The organism is Variovorax durovernensis, assembly GCF_977011995.1.
The window spans coordinates 572394-587863 of record NZ_CDRNCW010000002.1 but is presented as its reverse complement, the minus strand read 5'-3'; the positions used below and the strand labels follow the sequence as shown (position 1 = coordinate 587863).

General features: G+C 61.3%; 13 protein-coding genes and 2 pseudogenes. 12 read left to right on the top strand and 3 right to left on the bottom strand.

Annotation, left to right across the window (positions count from 1 at the left end; translation table 11 throughout):
* The first annotated feature begins 14 nt into the window (after positions 1-14).
* The 4 genes from ACWV14_RS34770 (at position 15) to ACWV14_RS34755 (ending at position 4319) form a co-directional block, all read left to right on the top strand.
* On the top strand, positions 15-773 hold the full coding sequence (locus ACWV14_RS34770; RefSeq protein ID WP_164546981.1) for an IclR family transcriptional regulator: 759 nt from the start codon (positions 15-17) through the stop codon (positions 771-773).
* A gap of 261 nt (positions 774-1034) precedes the next feature.
* Positions 1035-1811, top strand: coding sequence for an IclR family transcriptional regulator domain-containing protein (locus ACWV14_RS34765; protein ID WP_125953044.1), 777 nt, complete (start codon positions 1035-1037; stop codon positions 1809-1811).
* 125 nt (positions 1812-1936) lie between these two features.
* Positions 1937-3214, top strand: coding sequence for a Rieske 2Fe-2S domain-containing protein (locus ACWV14_RS34760; RefSeq protein WP_125953043.1), 1278 nt, complete (start codon positions 1937-1939; stop codon positions 3212-3214).
* A gap of 70 nt (positions 3215-3284) precedes the next feature.
* The gene (locus tag ACWV14_RS34755) at positions 3285-4319 is read left to right on the top strand and encodes a Bug family tripartite tricarboxylate transporter substrate binding protein (RefSeq protein WP_125953042.1); all 1035 of its coding nucleotides are present in this window, start codon (positions 3285-3287) and stop codon (positions 4317-4319) included.
* 4 nt (positions 4320-4323) lie between these two features.
* Here ACWV14_RS34755 and ACWV14_RS34750 read toward each other — a convergent pair whose 3' ends face one another.
* Complete coding sequence (locus ACWV14_RS34750; RefSeq protein WP_125953041.1) at positions 4324-4785, bottom strand: MarR family winged helix-turn-helix transcriptional regulator; 462 nt, start codon at positions 4783-4785, stop codon at positions 4324-4326.
* 63 nt (positions 4786-4848) lie between these two features.
* Positions 4849-5097, bottom strand: a complete 249-nt coding sequence (locus ACWV14_RS34745) for a hypothetical protein (protein WP_454902701.1) — start codon at positions 5095-5097, stop codon at positions 4849-4851.
* Here ACWV14_RS34745 and ACWV14_RS34740 point away from each other — a divergent pair.
* From ACWV14_RS34740 to ACWV14_RS34710, 7 genes and pseudogenes are all read left to right on the top strand, one after another.
* A complete protein-coding gene (locus ACWV14_RS34740; protein ID WP_454902702.1) occupies positions 4991-5650 on the top strand; it encodes a branched-chain amino acid ABC transporter permease in 660 nt (219 codons plus the stop codon). The two genes, ACWV14_RS34745 and ACWV14_RS34740, sit on opposite strands and share 107 nt — an antisense overlap.
* Positions 5647-6912, top strand: a complete 1266-nt coding sequence (locus ACWV14_RS34735) for a Rieske 2Fe-2S domain-containing protein (RefSeq protein WP_454902703.1) — start codon at positions 5647-5649, stop codon at positions 6910-6912. Before ACWV14_RS34740 ends, ACWV14_RS34735 begins: the two co-directional genes overlap by 4 nt.
* Positions 6912-7859 (top strand): PDR/VanB family oxidoreductase, encoded by a 948-nt coding sequence (locus tag ACWV14_RS34730; RefSeq protein ID WP_125953034.1) that lies wholly within the window; start codon positions 6912-6914, stop codon positions 7857-7859. Before ACWV14_RS34735 ends, ACWV14_RS34730 begins: the two co-directional genes overlap by 1 nt.
* A 49-nt stretch (positions 7860-7908) precedes the next feature.
* The gene (locus tag ACWV14_RS34725; RefSeq protein ID WP_249938021.1) at positions 7909-9063 is read left to right on the top strand and encodes an MFS transporter; all 1155 of its coding nucleotides are present in this window, start codon (positions 7909-7911) and stop codon (positions 9061-9063) included.
* 237 nt (positions 9064-9300) lie between these two features.
* A complete protein-coding gene (locus ACWV14_RS34720) occupies positions 9301-9732 on the top strand; it encodes a bacteriohemerythrin (RefSeq protein ID WP_125953066.1) in 432 nt (143 codons plus the stop codon).
* A 419-nt stretch (positions 9733-10151) separates the two neighbouring features.
* Entirely contained in the window at positions 10152-10625 is a 474-nt protein-coding gene (locus ACWV14_RS34715) for a universal stress protein (RefSeq protein WP_144196071.1), read from the top strand.
* Between the two features lie 239 nt (positions 10626-10864).
* A pseudogene (locus ACWV14_RS34710) lies at positions 10865-11332 on the top strand (helix-turn-helix domain-containing protein); the annotation flags it as partial.
* A gap of 143 nt (positions 11333-11475) precedes the next feature.
* On the opposite strand, the gene ACWV14_RS34705 reads toward ACWV14_RS34710, so the two are convergent.
* Positions 11476-14391 carry a Tn3-like element IS1071 family transposase gene (locus ACWV14_RS34705; protein WP_003158660.1) on the bottom strand — a complete coding sequence of 972 codons (2916 nt, stop codon included), beginning with the start codon at positions 14389-14391 and terminating at the stop codon, positions 11476-11478.
* Positions 14392-14537: 146 nt separating this feature from the next.
* Between ACWV14_RS34705 and ACWV14_RS34700 the strand changes: the two are divergent.
* Positions 14538-15407 (top strand): annotated as a pseudogene (locus ACWV14_RS34700) (SUMF1/EgtB/PvdO family nonheme iron enzyme); the annotation flags it as partial.
* Positions 15408-15470 lie beyond the last annotated feature (63 nt).

Sequence of the window (15470 nt, the reverse complement as noted above, 5' to 3'; positions counted from 1 at the left end):
AGGAGGGTGTGCTTGTGACGGTCAAATCAGCCCAGCGCGTGCTGGAGGTGCTCGAATACTTCGCCGCCACCCGCGATCCCGCCACCGTTGCCGAAGTGAGTCGTCAGCTCGCCTTTCCGCAATCGAGCACGTCGATGCTTCTGAGTTCCCTTGAGACGCTCGGGTACCTGACCTACGACGCGGACGACCGCACCTTCCGGCCCACTGTGCGCGTGATGCTACTTGGGAGCTGGATCCAGGACGAGCTTTTCGGCGAGGGCAGCCTGGTCTCGGCCCTGGACGCACTGCGGCGCTCGACCGGCCAGACCGTGATGGTCGGACTGCGTCAAGGCATCCACGTGCGCTCCATCATCGCGCTGCGCGGCACGAGGGCTGACGCCCTGCCGGTTCGCACCGGCACCCTCGCGGCCGTGTGTCTGTCGTCGATGGGGAAAGTCCTCCTCTCACGTGAAAGCGACGCAATGATCCTGCGCATCGCGCGGCATGCCAATGCGGTCGATCCGGTCTCGAGGAACCGCGTGCACCCGCAATCGTTGCTGGAGCAGATACGCGTCTCCGAGGCGCGGGGGTGGGCCGAGTCGCACGAGTTTCCGTCGCCCGGGCACTGCTCGATCGCCGCGGCGCTCCCGGTCATTCCTCGCCAGCCGCTGCTCGCCCTGTGCATCGGCAGCAGCACCGCGATCATGCACCGCGAAAGGCAGGCACTCGTGACGGCCCTGACGCACGCATGCGAAAACTTCGCCCAGATGACCCAGCGTGCGGCTTCCGAATGAGTAAGTGGCTGCCGGACCAGGTACGAACACGTCGCTGACGAAGCACTGTGGCGCTAGCCGCCCTGCCCACGGGGAACACCACCGCGGGTGAACCGCCGCACTAAACCTGTGGCATGCCAGGTCCGCGACGAGATGCCGAACGGCGGCGACTGTGCGGCCGTGAATTCTGAGAGAGAGCGCCCGTGCGTCTCCCGTCTTCCTGATTGGGTTCGACGGTGAAGCCGGGTAGCAGCTACTTACTCCTCGCACAATAATTGGCGCATGGCCTTCAGACAGAGCAAAGATTTCGTGGCATCCCTGGAGAAGGGATTGGACGTGCTGACCTGCTTCAACAGACAGAACGCCAAGCTCACTTTGTCCGAGGTGGCGCGGTTGACTGGAAGCTCGCCAGCATCCGCTCGTCGTTCACTGCTTACGCTGCACGCTTTGGACTTTTTGGAGAGTGATGGGCGGCGGTTCTGGCTGGGGCCCCGGGTTTTGCTGGTGGCGCATGCCTACCTCGCATCCCGCCCCACCCCCCAGTTGGCCCAACCGCTGCTCGATGCGCTCTCGGAGCGCACGCGGCAGTCGGCGTCCTTGGGCAAGCTGCAGGATGATGACGTGATCATCATCGCGCGCTCCACTGCGCGCCGCAGCCTCTCCACGGGCCTGGGGATAGGTTCTCGCTTGCCCGCCTACTGTTCCTCCCTCGGGCGCGTGGCCTTGGCAAACCTTCCGCAGACCGAGGCCGCACGGCGAATAGGCGACATGCGGCGCGGGCCTCTGACGCCAAAGACGATCTACGAACTTGCCGCAGTGCTTGAGAAAGTTGATCGGTGCCGCCGCGACGGCTGGACGGGTGCCGATGGGGAACTCGAACTGGGCGTTCGATCCATTGCTGTGCCTGTATGCGGCCAGGACGGCAAGTTCATCGCCGGGCTGAGCATATCGGTCGGGGCAGAGCGGATGTCCATGACCGAGTTCACGCGCACCCTGCTTCCCGTGCTCATGCAAGCTCGTGACACGCTGCAGCGTAGCCTGTTCGGAGCCTGCTCTTAGTACTAGCCCGGTGGCAAGTGAAACCATGCGCCACGCGGCGCATATTTTCGCTCGCTGGCGTTGACAGCTCCTGTTCGTCGCATTAATAATAGCGAATAGCTAGTATTACTCGACGGAGATAGAGCATGTTGACTTCCGAGAACAATCAGATCCTCACCCGCGTCGGCCCTGGTACCGCCATGGGAGGGCTCTTCCGACACTTTTGGCAACCGGCTCTTCTGTCCGAAGAACTGTCCGGACCCGATTGCCCCCCCGTGCGTGTGCGTTTGATGGGAGAGGACTTTGTGGCCTTCCGTGATTCGGCCGGGCGGGTGGGGCTGCTGGACTCACACTGCCCGCATCGTCTGGCCGACCTCTACTTCGGACGAAATGAGGAGGGGGGACTCCGATGCGTCTACCACGGCTGGAAATTCAGCGTGACGGGGGAGGTGCTGGACATGCCCAGCGAGCCCTCCGAAAGCCCGATGCGATGCAACCCGAACGTCCGAGCCAAGGCCTACTCAGTGCATGAGGCTGGTGGGATCGTCTGGGCATATCTCGGGCCCGTGGAATCGATTCCTCCCCTTCCACAGATGGAGTTCATGGGCCTGCCCGCAGCGAACGTGTATGCCTCCAAGTGTCTGATGAAATGCAACTACCAGCAGGCACTGGAAGGCAGCATCGATACGGCCCATTTGACCTTTCTCCACCGGTCGATCGGGCCGATGGAAAAGGATGTGTTCGGGGTGGGCGAGCTGCAGGAATTCGGCGATGCAGACGGTGCGCCCAGGTTCTTTTGCGAAGACACCGAGTACGGAATGAGAATCTCGGCACGCCGCGAGGGATCACCGGACGCCTACTATTGGCGCATCACGCAGTGGCTGATGCCCACGAGCGTCCTGGTACCCACCGGAGACGACCTGGTCTGCAGGGCAAATCTGTTCATTCCCATCGACGACGAGAACTGCTGGTGGTATCGCGTGCGATACCACGCCGGTCGTCCTCTCAGCAGCGAGGAACTTGCCGAGTACAGGCACGGAACACTTGACTACGCGAAGCTGCTGCCGGGAACCTACATCCCGGAGGGCAACCGTGCGAATGACTACCTGATGGACCGAACCCTGCAGAGGAGTGGCTCATTTACCGGTATTCCGAGCGCGCAGCTGCAGGACCTCGCCGTGCAGGAGAGTCAGGGCGCTATCGCTGATCGCACGAAAGAGCACCTCGGTACCTCGGACACCGCAATCGTCAGATGCAGGCGTCGTCTGATCGAGTCGGCAAAGAAGTTCGCCAGTGAAGGAATCGTTCCCGTGGCGGCTGCCCGTGGCGACCTCTACAGACGCAGGGCCGTGGCCATGCTGCTCCCGAAGGACGTGACCGCGGAACAGGCGGGCAGTCACCCGGCCACCGTACCGTCTGCCTGACGCCCTTCAGCGAGCACTCTGACCCCTGCGTCTCAGACGAGCATGGTGTCGGGCGACTCGCCGGCGGTGAGTGGGACAGATCAATCCAACCCTGAAGGACATTACAGTGAAAGTGATTACGAAGTTCGGAACGATCATCAGCATCGCGGCCGTATTGATGGCAACCTGCGGCGCCATGGACGCCCAAGCCCAAGGCAAGGACGTCTGGCCCTCGAAGCCCATTCGCTTTGTCGTGCCCTTCGCAGCGGGTGGCTCCATCGATGTTCTCGCGCGCTTGATGGGGCGGCATCTCGAAACGAGACTAGGGCAGTCGATCGTGGTCGAAAACCGCACGGGCGCCGGAGGCACGGTCGGTGCCGATTTTGTCGCAAGGGCTCCCGCTGACGGATACACGTTCTTGTTCACCGCACAGGGGCCATTGGTCCTCAATCCATTCCTCATGAAGCGGCTCCCGTACAACGCGGAAGCCGCTTTCGCGCCCGTAACGGTGGTGGCCGAGGCGCCGAACGTGTTGGTCACGAACCAGGCGTTTCCCGTCGCCAACTTCTCGGAGCTGCGCGGATTCGCCAAAGCGAATCCGGACAAGATGACCTTCGGTACCCAAGGCGTCGGAACGACCGGCCATGTTACCGGCGAGCTAATCAACCAGCAAACCGGAATCAACCTGACGCACGTCGCGTACCAGGGCTTTCCACCGGCTCTTACGGACGTTCTTGCCGGGCGGGTGGGGATGATGATCGCGGACACCATCAATCTGTTGCCGCGAATCCGTTCAGGTCAGCTGCGGCCGATTGCAGTGGCGTCCGCCAAGCGAAGTTCGGTATTGCCGGAAGTTCCGACATTTGCCGAGGCAGGCTACCCGGAGATCGTTTCAGGACCCTGGTTTGCAGTTCTCGCTCCGGCAGGAACAAAGCTTGAATTCCGCAGAAAGCTGTCGGAAGAAATGCGTCACGTGCTCGCGCAACGCGATGTGCAGGAGAAGCTCACTGAGCTGGGCGTAGAAAGCCGCGGATCAAGTCCCGAGCAGTTCGACTCCTACCTGAAGTCGGAGTTCAAGCGCTGGGGTTCCGTGATTCAGAAGGCAGGCATCACGCTGGGCAACTGAGAAATCATGACGGTATGGATGCCAGAGCTCCGGTCCGATCCTCCAGCACCGACATCACGCGAAAGAAGATCGCTGATTCGTCTGAGGGTATCCCGGCCAAGAGCTCTGCTTCCACAGCATTGATCATGTCCTCCACCTGCCGGTGAACCTTTTTTCCTGAGGGTGTAAGGCTGAGTCGCAAGCGCCTCCTGTCTTCGTGGTCCACGTCCTTCTGCACATAACCTTGCTCGACCAACTTATCAATGGCGCGGGCCACGAAGAATGCGTCCGTGCTTGTGCGCGCTGCGACCTGCTTGGCCGAGACAGGCGCGAACCGGCCAATGACCGCCATGACTCGCCAACTGATCACGGTCAGGCCGAATTCCGCCTTCCACGCAGGCGAAAGATGGCGGGTAATCCGGGCGGCAATCGAAAGGCATCGATAGGAGATCCGGTTTTCAAGAGAGACACGAGCAGCCTTGGACATGCATGGATTGTACGTATCGAACAAGGCCCGGAATCCACTATCGACCCACTGCAAGGTCGGCGCTTATCTTTGCACAAGAAAATCCGATACGACACGGGTTATATGCGTCAGCCAGGCATCGCGCGCGTCTTGCTGCTTCATGTCGAAATCCAAGAAGTTGGACATCGTCGCTGCGTTGGACAGGTAGTAATAGCAGAGCGAGACAATGGTGAGGTGCAGTTCCATTACCGTCACGTCGCGGCGGAAATGCCCTTCGGCCACGCCTCGCGCCAGCAAGTCTTCGACGATCTTCAGTTGCGGGACTGCACTCACGGTCACCGGCGTGACCGGAGGCGAAGACGGCTTATCGATCCCACGGGTGAAATCTTTCAGCGCGCTCTCGCCACGCGAGGCCTACGCCATCGTCGCCGTGGTCACGCTCACCATGTACCTGTTGGCCAGAATGCTGGTTCGCTCCAGCGTCGGTCACCTGCTGCTTGCGATCAAAGGGAACGAGCAACGCGTGCAAGCTCTCGGCTACAACGTTGACTCCGCCAAGTTGCTCGTAACGCTCGTGTCCGCTTTCATCGCGGGCACGGCGGGCATGCTCTACGTGCTTCTCACACGCACGCTGTCTGCCGAACTCGTCGGACCCGCACTCTCGACCGAGGTGGTGATCTGGGTGCTCCTCGGCGGCGTGCAGACCCTCTTCGGGCCGATTGTTGGCGCGGCCGCATTCATGACGCTCAAACAGCTCCTGAGTGCCACGACGTGGTATCCGCTGCTGTTGGGGCTCGTCTTTATCGCAATTGTCCTGTGGGCGCCAAAGGGCCTTGTGTCCCTGATGCCGGCCTCCATTCGACGCACTCCTGGAGGTTCAGAATGAAATCGGAAGACAACTACGAGCTGACGCGAGTCGGAGCCCACACTCCCGCAGGTCGCATGCTGCGCCGCTATTGGCACCCTGTCGGGGTGTCTGCCGACCTGAAGGACACGCCCAAGCTTGTGAAGATTCTGGGCGAGGAGCTGGTCCTGTTCCGCAAGCCTGACGGGCAGTGCGGCCTGCTCGACTCCCGCTGCCCGCACCGGGGCGCCAACCTCGCCACTGGGTACGTGGAAGCAGAAGGGCTTCGCTGCCCGTACCACGGCTGGCTGTTTTCGGTGAGCGGCGCATGTTTGCAGCAGCCCTGTGAGCCGGCGGACAGCCGTTTCAAGGAACGCATCCAGCAAGTGAATTACCCGGTGCAGGAGCTCGGCGGCTTGGTGTTCGCGTATTTGGGCCCTTCGCCGGCGCCTGAGCTGCCGCGTTGGGATGTGTTGGTGCGGGAGGACGGCACGCGCCGCGCGGCGTTTGCGCGCTTTGTTCCTTCGAACTGGCTGCAGCTGGTGGATAACCACCAGGATCCGGCCCACACCACTTGGTTGCACAAGCAGATGCAGCCTTGGCAGGAAACGCCAGAGTGCCACTACTTCGACTCTGCCATCGGCTCAATCGCGGTTGCCGTCCGGCGCGGCCCGCGCGACGAGACCCGCTACGTCCGCGAAGTGCACTTCATCGCGCCCAACGGCATGAAAGTGCCGATCCCCGATCCTGACGAATCAGCATTCAACCAGCCATCGACACTGCGCCATGTGTGGGTGGTACCGATGGACGACTTGAACACCGTCGAGTGGGAAGTGCTGTTCGCCCCTTTCGACGACGACGGTCGTCCCACGCAATTCAAGTACGACGCTGACCCGGCGCTCTACGACATGCCGCGCCCCGTGCCCTACGCGGAATACATCAGGCCGGGCGCAGATGCGTATCCCGACTATGCCAAGGGAGGAGCGCGCGGCGCGACGGTGATCCTTCGACAAGATACGCAGATTCAGTCCAGTCAAGGTGTGATTCAGCCCCGGGAACATGAGCATCTGGCGACGTCCGACCGTGGCGTAATCAAGCTCCGCCGCATCATCAAGGAGTGTATCGACGCTGTTGCCCGGGGAGATGACCCGCGCGATGTCTTCCGCACGCCACCTCCGGACGGGGTGATCCACGTCGAAGTAGCCGAGACGATCGTCTCGGAGGACGAGTACCGACAACTGCTTGAACACGAGAGCCTTGATGCTGCTCGATCCGAGCGAGGCGCCACCGAGAAGGCTGCTTGATGCCAGTCGAAGCTGGAATCGACCTGCGGGTCCGCGCGATGGAGCGCCTGGCGGATGGGATCCTGTCCCTCACACTCGAACACCCGGACGGCGGTGATCTACCGCCGTGGAGCGCAGGCGCGCACGTGGACCTGGTCTTCGAAGGTATTGGTACTGCGCAGTACTCGCTGTGCGGTCCGCTCGGGGCCCGAAGGTGGCAAGTTGCCGTGCTGCATCGGCCAGAGGGGCGAGGCGTTTCACGCCACGTTCATCGTGCACTGCGGCCCGGTGACCGCGTCCGTGTCGGTCTTCCGCGCAATCACTTCCCGCTTCAACCCGCTCCGGGCTACCTGTTCGTCGCTGGCGGTATCGGCATCACGCCTATCCGGGCCATGATCGAAGCTGCGGACTCCATAGGTACGCCTTGGCAGCTTGCCTACTGCGGAAGGAGCCGCGCCGGTATGGCGTTCATGGACGAGCTCGAAGATCGCGCCGGCCGAGTCCGTGTGTTCCCGGCGGACGAAGCTTGCCGACTTCCCGTGGGCAAGCTCCTCGCGGAGACAGCGGCCGCCGCGGAGGTGTACTGCTGTGGGCCCGAGGGACTCATTGCCGCCGTCCAAGCGGAAAGTGAACGGCTAGGGCGCCCGGCGCCGCATTTCGAACGCTTCTCAGCTGCACCTGCGGCTCTTCAAGGTGAGAACAGACGATTCTCTGTGGTGCTGGCCAGAAGCGGCGTTACGCTCGAGATCGGTCCGGGCCAAAGCATCGCCGATGTGCTCGACGCGCGCGGGGTATTCGTACCGACCTCGTGCCGGCAAGGGGTGTGCGGCTCTTGTGAAACGCGGGTATGCGCCGGCCGAATCGACCACCGGGATTCCATTCTGTCCGAGGCGGAGAAGGAGCGGGGTGACACCATGATGGTCTGCGTTTCACGGGCTCGCGACGACCGCTTGACTCTGGACCTCTGAACCCTCGCCTGTGTCCATCCCTGCTGCGGCTGCCATCGGAATCATTGCCGTGGCCGAGTTGTTCTGTACATCGCTCTGGTTCAGTGCCAATGGCGCCGCAGCCGAACTTCTGCGGGGTTGGGGGCTGCCCCCTTCTTCCGTCGGGGCCCTGACGTCGGCTGTGCAGGGCGGCTTCATCTTCGGGACCCTAGCCTTCGCGCTCTCGAATCTGGCCGACAGGGTGCCTGCCAGCCGCATCTTCTTCGTTTCCGGGTTGCTTGGCGCCCTCGCTAACGCACTGTTCGCATTCGGCGGCTTCGGCTTCGCTCCGTCGCTCGCGCTGCGCTTCGCGGATGGTGTGGCGCTTGCGGGAATTTACCCCCTGGGCATGAAGCTGGTGGTCGGGTGGAATCGGGGCCGGACTGCGGACACGCTCGCAGTGCTGGTAGGCATGCTGGTGCTAGGAACAGCCTTTCCGTACGGGCTACGTGCCTGGGCCCCCGGACTAGACTGGCACTCCACCGTCGCGGCTGCCTCGCTGCTGTCTGTCGTCGGAGCCATCCTCGTTTTGGTCACCGGGGATGGTCCCGATGCCAGATTAAACACCGTCGGCGTTCATCCCAGATTGGGCAGTGTGCTGCAGGCATTCCGAGTGCCCGCCTTCCGCTCGGCCGCGTTCGGATACTTCGGACATATGTGGGAGTTGTACGCCTTTTGGACGCTTGTTCCTTTTTTGGTCGCGCCACTGATGCCAGCCTCTCTAGGCCCCGCCGCCAACTTTGGCGTGATCGCAGCTGGTTTCGTCGGCAGCTTGGTCGCAGGCAGGTTGGCGCGTCGCTTTGGCAGCGCGCCCGTCGCCGCAGTCGCACTGTCCGCTTCCGGAACGATTTGCGTGATCTATCCTTTCACCGCGGCTTGGCCAGACTTCCTGCGGCTAGCAGTGCTTGTGTTCTGGGGCGCCACAGTTGTGGCGGACTCGGCGCAGTTCTCCAGTCTCTCGAGCCAGGCCTGCTCCGCAGATCTGATAGGCAGCGCGCTGGCGGTGCAAAACGCGATCGGCTTTGCCATCAGCATCATGTCGATCAGCCTGGTCACTGAGCTGTTCGGCTCAAAAGGAGAAGCGGCCGTGACCTGGCTTGCGCTTGGTCCTGCCTTGGGATTGGTGGCGATGTTCCTGCGAGGATCGACGAAGTTGCGCTGGCCGAAGTCGTCGCGCTATGAATGAAAATGGGGTTCAGTTTCGACGATTCGCGACTGCCTTGTCGCACGAGGGACGAGAAGATGCCAGCCTTGCGAGTCACTGGCGGTGGAACCCCGATGCATGGAAATTCGGCAGATCCAAAATGACTCAGGCGGGATCGTCCAGGAAACATCTGAGCGGCCGGGTGAGACCTAGTGCGTCCGCAAATACGTCCCCGAGGCTGGGCGACAATTGATTCCGACTACCTAACAGACATTCGCTATGAATCATCCGCTGACGCTTGGCGACTCCGTGCTCGATGAGGACCATCTGAGACTTGAGGACCTTGTTCTCCAACTCCGCGATGCACCCTTAGATGAAGTGTCTCGCCGTCTCGAAGCGGTGCGCGAGCACGCCTCAAGGCATTTCGCTCTGGAAGACATTGAGCTAAGGGCCATGGCGGATGGCAACGCCAAGTGCCACTTGGACGAACATGCGGCGGTGTTGAACTCACTTGACGAGGTGATGGTGGTGCTGACTCAGGTCGATGTCGCGGCAGAGAAGAAGGCACTGCTCATCAATCGCCTCGCGACCGAATTGCTCGTGTGGCTGCCGGGGCATGTTCATGAAATGGACGCCGGTGTGGCGTCGCATCGGTCTAAGCAGCGTTTCGGCGGCGCGCCAGTGAAGATCGCGCGGAGGCCGGGCACTTAGCCCACTTCCCACGCTGATCGCTGGAGCTTCGGGCTTCGGTAGCTTCCAGCCCATGTGACGACGCGTCCTCTTCATCACCCAGGCGTTGAATCACCGCGTCCGCGTATCGCGCAGGGTTGCTCCATAAACGAAGGTGCGGCCGCGCCCATGATGTCCCCGTCCGGAAGGCCGTGAAGCAATTCGAACGTTCAGTAGCTGTGGTCCGCGATTAGTACGTTGCGCCTTAAGCACAATCCGAGCGAGCTGCACTCCTAAACCTTCCGAGCTTCCGCCGTCGCGACTTGTTCGACACGCCACATCACGTAGGTCCCGTGTGCGCAGAATCCGGTTGATGTTTCATTTCGTCCAAATCGCGCATCGGCAGCACCTCACTTTCCCGTGTGTTGCGACACTGGCCTCACCGTATCAATGAGTGCGCAATGTACAAGCACATCCTGGTTCCCGTCGATGGTAGTGAGCCATCAAATGGCGCGCTGCGCACAGCGATATCGCTATCAAAAGAGATGGGTGCACGAATTCGCCTGTTGCATGTGGTGGACCGCGCTGTGTACTTGGCCGGCTACGACCCCAGTGGGGGCGTCTCGGCCGATATGTTCGCCACTCTAAGGGACAGTGGGTACCGGATACTCAGAGACGCAGCGACAGCGGCGATCTCGGAAGGGTTGGAGGTCGACCACTTATTGCTGGACGATGCCACCGGTCGGCTAGGTGACCTCGTCGCAAGGGTCGCCCTTCAGTTTGGGGAGGAACTCATCGTGCTCGGGACGCACGGACGCAGCGGTCCAAGCCGTCTCCTGCTGGGTAGTGGTGCGGAGCAGATCATTCGGCTATCTCCAGTGCCAGTCTTGGTTGTGCGCGAGCGCTCGCAAACCGATCTATTTGAAGGCCGCTGAATGATCAGAGACACTTTGAAGGTGTACGTACAAGTGCGGTCTGGCATCAGGGCACCTGTCGCACCAAGCGATCAGTCCCTCGAGCAGCGCGAGCAGGAGCGAGACGCCGGCCTCGCCGCTGGGCCACGCTAATCTGATGCATAGGCAGTTTGTGGAAATCTTCGATCAGCTAGTGTGTTGTCCCTTTAATTCGTAGGCACAGAAAGTGCATGAGTTGCGGCATCCTTGGAGGTGCTGCAATGGCCAACCGATACGCCCGAACGGAAATCAAACTTAGCGAAGCAGAGCGCGAGGAGCTGAGCTCGATGGCGCGCTCGCGCTCGCTGCCCGCAGGACTGGCTCTGCGTGCACGCATCGTTCTGGCGTGCGAAGGGGGCGAGGAGAACATCGTGGTCGCGCAGAACTTGAGAGTAGCGCGCAGCACTGTTGTGAAGTGGCGGGGGCGATATGCGCGTCAGCGCCTGGCGGGCTTGTACGACGAACTACGCCCGGGGCGGCCGCGCACGGTCGATGACGAGCGCGTAGCTGAATTGATCCACAAGACGCTGCACACCAAGCCTGCGGATGGAGGTACCCACTGGAGCACGCGCACGCTGGCAGCCGAAACCGGCATCAGCAAGAGCACGGTCGCGCGCTATCTTCAAGCCTTTCAGCTCAAGCCGCACCGCGTGGAGAGTTTCAAGCTGTCCAATGACCCCTTCTTCATTGGGGTCTCCTCGTTTTCAGTGCAATAAGTGACGGTACGAAAAGCTAGCACTGGCGCGGAGGTGGTGTTGGTAGATCGTTGATTTCATTGACTTTCCTGTTCACTTTCAAATCTGCGATTCGTGGCGTCAAACCGTGGTCGGTTTCATCCATTGGTGCCAGTTATCGATGCATTTGGCCGCGAAGGCAGGATTTGGTCAGCATAGCGGTCAACCGGGAAGCGAAACACACCCCGCAAGTTGATGCTCTCCAGCCTGGTGGGCGCAATCTTCCCGATCAGTTCCGGTGGAATGACCTGGCGGCGGTTCGACCAGCGATCCAGGACCGCCTGCATCTGTGAGGTATTCCACGCCATCACGATGTTGGCCATCAGGCTCAACGCATCGGCCACAGCCTGCATTTCATCGACACGTTTGGCCTGCGCCGGGCTGATCCGGCCGGTATAAATGGCGCGCTTGAGGGCGTTAACAGCCTCGCCCCGATTGAGCACCCGGCGCAACTCGTTCCTGAAAGCGTCCTTGACAAAGTAGTCAGCCAAAAACGCCGTACGCAGCAACCGCCCCAATTGCACGCCAGCCTCATAGATTGGATCGCCCTGGGCGGCAGAACCGAACCGCGCAAGAGCTGCCACCGCACTGGCATGTCCGCTCATGACCGAGGCTGCCAGGTGCACCAGACTATCCCAATGCTTTTCGATCAAAGCGACGTCGACATTGGCTTCGCACACCGCAGCGATTTCTGCGGGCACTTTGGTGCCGCGTGGCACAAAGAGGTGGCGCTGTTTGAGTTCCTTCAACCGCGGGCAAAGATCAAAACCAAGCAAACGGGCATGTGACATGGCAAAGTCGGTGTAGCCATGGGTATCCACAGCAAGCTGGCTGGTCTCCAGCTTTTCTTGGCGGATGACACCTTCAATGGCCACGCCCGCCTGGCGCTCATTGAGCACAAAGGGCTGCGCATGGAAGATGCCCCACCGGTCTTTTACATGGGAGTAGATTCCAATGGAAGGTGTGTTGCGCCGAGGATCAAGCCGGGCTTGCCACACCCGTTTGGTGGTCTCCATGGTCATCATGTCAGAAGATGCCAAATCGGACCGCCCCCAGGTGGCGGCAATCGGGTGTCGCTGCATGAATTCCAGCACAGCCTGGCAGGCCTGGCTCAGACGCCGTTCGTCCCGCGCCCAGCGCATGGCCTGGCGAATGCTGGTGGCAGACAATTGCGGAATCATGCGCGCGCATTCGACCGCAGTCAGACTGGTGCCGTGGGCCATGATGCCGGCATAGACCATCAGCAGCTCGTCGGTAGAGCGCGGCTCACGTCCGAGCATGATCCAGCTAAAGCGCACCTGGGCGTCAACGGCCAGAATCACTTCCGGCAATTGAACCTCACCGATGCGGTGATCCAAAGCCGCGCGCAGCTTGGTCACTTCTGGGTCTTCGTCCTCTGCGGGCAATGGCGACAAATGGAGTTCATCATCCACGCGCAGTACGCCACTGCGGGCTGCAGCGGCCACCGCATCGACACCGGCAGTTACTCTGGCCAGCAAAGGCTTCAAGAAAGTGGCAGCCTTGCTGGGTAACGATAGACGGGCATAGTGTTTCTTGGACTCTGCCTGCCAACGCTCGTCCGTGAAGAACAAGCGCGCACGACCCCGAAAGCTCAGGCTGTGCTCAATCCAGACCGAGCCATTGCGCACCGCGCGGCGCAGGGCAAACAGGGTGGCCACCTCCAACGCCTGAAACGCCCGTTCCCGGTCTGGGCTGGAGATCGAAACCTGCCAGATCATTCCCAGACTTGGTGCCACCACTTCAACTGGCAGCTTTCTGGATCCTTTGAGATATAAAGCTTGCAGCTTGGCAAGGTACTCGATGGCAGGATGCTCGCCGGTGGCCTGCCAGGGCAGCTTTGCAATGGCGACGAGCAACGACCGCACGGGGCGAATTCCATCAATCAATCCCTCGCGGACCAGGGAGGCCCTGCTCGGTGGTTTGCGTTTCTGGGTTTCGGTGATCAAGGCTTCAAGACGGGCACGCAACTCAGCATCTGGCACCGCACCTTGCGCGCTCAAGGCAACAAGTTCGCCGAGCAGCGTTTTGTACATTGCGGCCCAATTGACGGTAGCGGGGACATCGGCGGCAGCCTGACGCCACAGATCGGCGATCCGGCGCTGCACCATAAGGATCAACTGGTCTGTGGTGGTGAACAGGCAATACCGAAGAAAGCATGCGACCTCCACGGTGCGCGCTGGCTCTTTGATCTTGGCTCCGGCTGAGGGCGGCCTGGAGACAAGTCGGCGCGCGTAGCGGCGCAAGATGAGATCGGGGATGTCTGCCAGGTGCTTATGAACGTCCAGCGTGTAAAGCAGGTCGATGCGCTCCAGTACCTCGCTGATTTGGCGGGTTGAGTGTTTCGCCGGTGCAGCCCATAGCCAACTCTGCTGGGTTTGTCCATCTGGGCGCAGCTCTGAAACTGAGGCTCGCCAGCGATCAAGTGTTGCTGGATCAACGCTGGCGGCGATGGCGGTGCCTGTTTCAACTTCAAGCTGGGCAAGTGCCGCCGCAATCAGTGTCCGAATTGCCCGCTCGTGCACGATCACCAGCTTGTTCTTGTACAGCCATTGACGCGCCCGCACGAGTAGCTGATCGCGGTCGGCGCAGCGCGCCACTTCGTCGCGCAGTTCACGTACCAGTGAGCGGCGCTGGTGCTCGCTCATCCACTGGAATCCAAGGACCGTGCAGGCTACTTGTTGGTGATCGAATAGCGTGCGCCCGCGTTCATACATGGCTCTCAGCGAGGCGACTTCTGGTGCTGCAATGCCAAGCTCGTTGCCAAGGTGGCGCCACAAGGCTACTGGAATTACCCGAAAGGCACCGAGCAAACGCCCACTCATGCGCAGGAAACCAATATGGAGCGCCAGACCAAGCTTGTGGGAATCACCTCGGCGTGCATTGATTGCGTCGCGCTCGGCACCATCGAAGGTGAAAAATGCCTTCATCTCGAAGTCGCTGATATCGCGGGGGAGCCCACGCATCCCCAAAAACGTTGTGTGCCAACCCTGCATCGTGAACCTCAAAAGTGGGAGGCCACCATACCCGTTTACAAAGCGAACAGGAAAGTCAATGAAATCAACGGTCTACCCAGACCACCCCCGCGCCAGTGCTAGCTTTGCGTACCGTCACTTATTGCACTGAAAACGAGGAGACCCCCATCGACAGCGCTGACAAGGACACCCTCAAGTGCGTAGCACCGCTGATTGTTCTGGGCCTACATCATGAGCAGCAGCACCAAGAGCTCATTGTTACGGACGCTTTGCACCTGCTGTCATGCAACCCGCAGCTCCCGGCGTTTCGGGCATCTGGCGAGGAAGTGGTGCGTCCGCAGGCTCCTTCACGGGTCAGTTGGCTGGACGGACCCAGCGGTTTGGTGGAGATCGGCCACACCGGCGGAGGCTTTGCGTTCGACAACGAATCTCCGCGACATCGTTGTTGGCTGGCGCCGTTCCACATTGCGGACCGCCTTGTGACATGTTCAGAGTACGCCGACTTCATTGCCGACGGGGGCTATGGGACTCCCGCTTTGTGGCTGTCGGAAGGCTGGGCGATGGTTCAGGCGCATGGATGGAAAGCGCCCGCCTACTGGATTGCGCCTGGAGACTCCAGTGCGCCGACCGACGCGTGGCAGGTATTCGGCCTGTCCGGAGTCCGGCAGATGGATCCCGCATCTCCGGTCAGCCAGTTGAGTTTCTACGAGGCCGCTGCCTTTGCGCAATGGAGCGGTGCCCGGCTGCCGACAGAGGCTGAGTGGGAGTCGGCGGCCACGCTGCCAGAGATTCGACAGCTCACCGGCCATGTCTGGCAGTGGACCCGATCCTCCTTCGATCCGTACCCAGGCTTTAAGCCCTGGCCCGGAGCTGTCGGTGAGTACAACGGGAAGTTCATGATCGGCCAGGTTGTTCTCCGCGGGGCCAGCGTGGCCACCCCACCTGGCCACACCCGCATGACCTATCGCAACTTCTTCCCTCCCGCGAGCCGGTGGCAATTCAGCGGGCTGCGCCTCGCGCGAGACATCGCGTGTTGACACCCGGCTGAATCAGAGGAGAGGACGCCCTGGAGCACCGAGTACGCCCTGCTCCTCACAAGG

What these genes read in the sequence shown, in the direction of transcription:
- ACWV14_RS34740 (WP_454902702.1), top strand. Translation starts at nt 4,991, where the DNA reads ATGGTGAGGTGCAGTTCCATTACCGTCACGTCGCGGCGGAAATGCCCT.
- ACWV14_RS34760 (WP_125953043.1), top strand. Translation starts at nt 1,937, where the DNA reads ATGTTGACTTCCGAGAACAATCAGATCCTCACCCGCGTCGGCCCTGGT.
- ACWV14_RS34720 (WP_125953066.1), top strand. Translation starts at nt 9,301, where the DNA reads ATGAATCATCCGCTGACGCTTGGCGACTCCGTGCTCGATGAGGACCAT.
- ACWV14_RS34730 (WP_125953034.1), top strand. Translation starts at nt 6,912, where the DNA reads ATGCCAGTCGAAGCTGGAATCGACCTGCGGGTCCGCGCGATGGAGCGC.
- ACWV14_RS34735 (WP_454902703.1), top strand. Translation starts at nt 5,647, where the DNA reads ATGAAATCGGAAGACAACTACGAGCTGACGCGAGTCGGAGCCCACACT.
- ACWV14_RS34705 (WP_003158660.1), bottom strand. Translation starts at nt 14,391, where the DNA reads ATGCAGGGTTGGCACACAACGTTTTTGGGGATGCGTGGGCTCCCCCGC.
- ACWV14_RS34715 (WP_144196071.1), top strand. Translation starts at nt 10,152, where the DNA reads ATGTACAAGCACATCCTGGTTCCCGTCGATGGTAGTGAGCCATCAAAT.
- ACWV14_RS34765 (WP_125953044.1), top strand. Translation starts at nt 1,035, where the DNA reads ATGGCCTTCAGACAGAGCAAAGATTTCGTGGCATCCCTGGAGAAGGGA.
- ACWV14_RS34750 (WP_125953041.1), bottom strand. Translation starts at nt 4,785, where the DNA reads ATGTCCAAGGCTGCTCGTGTCTCTCTTGAAAACCGGATCTCCTATCGA.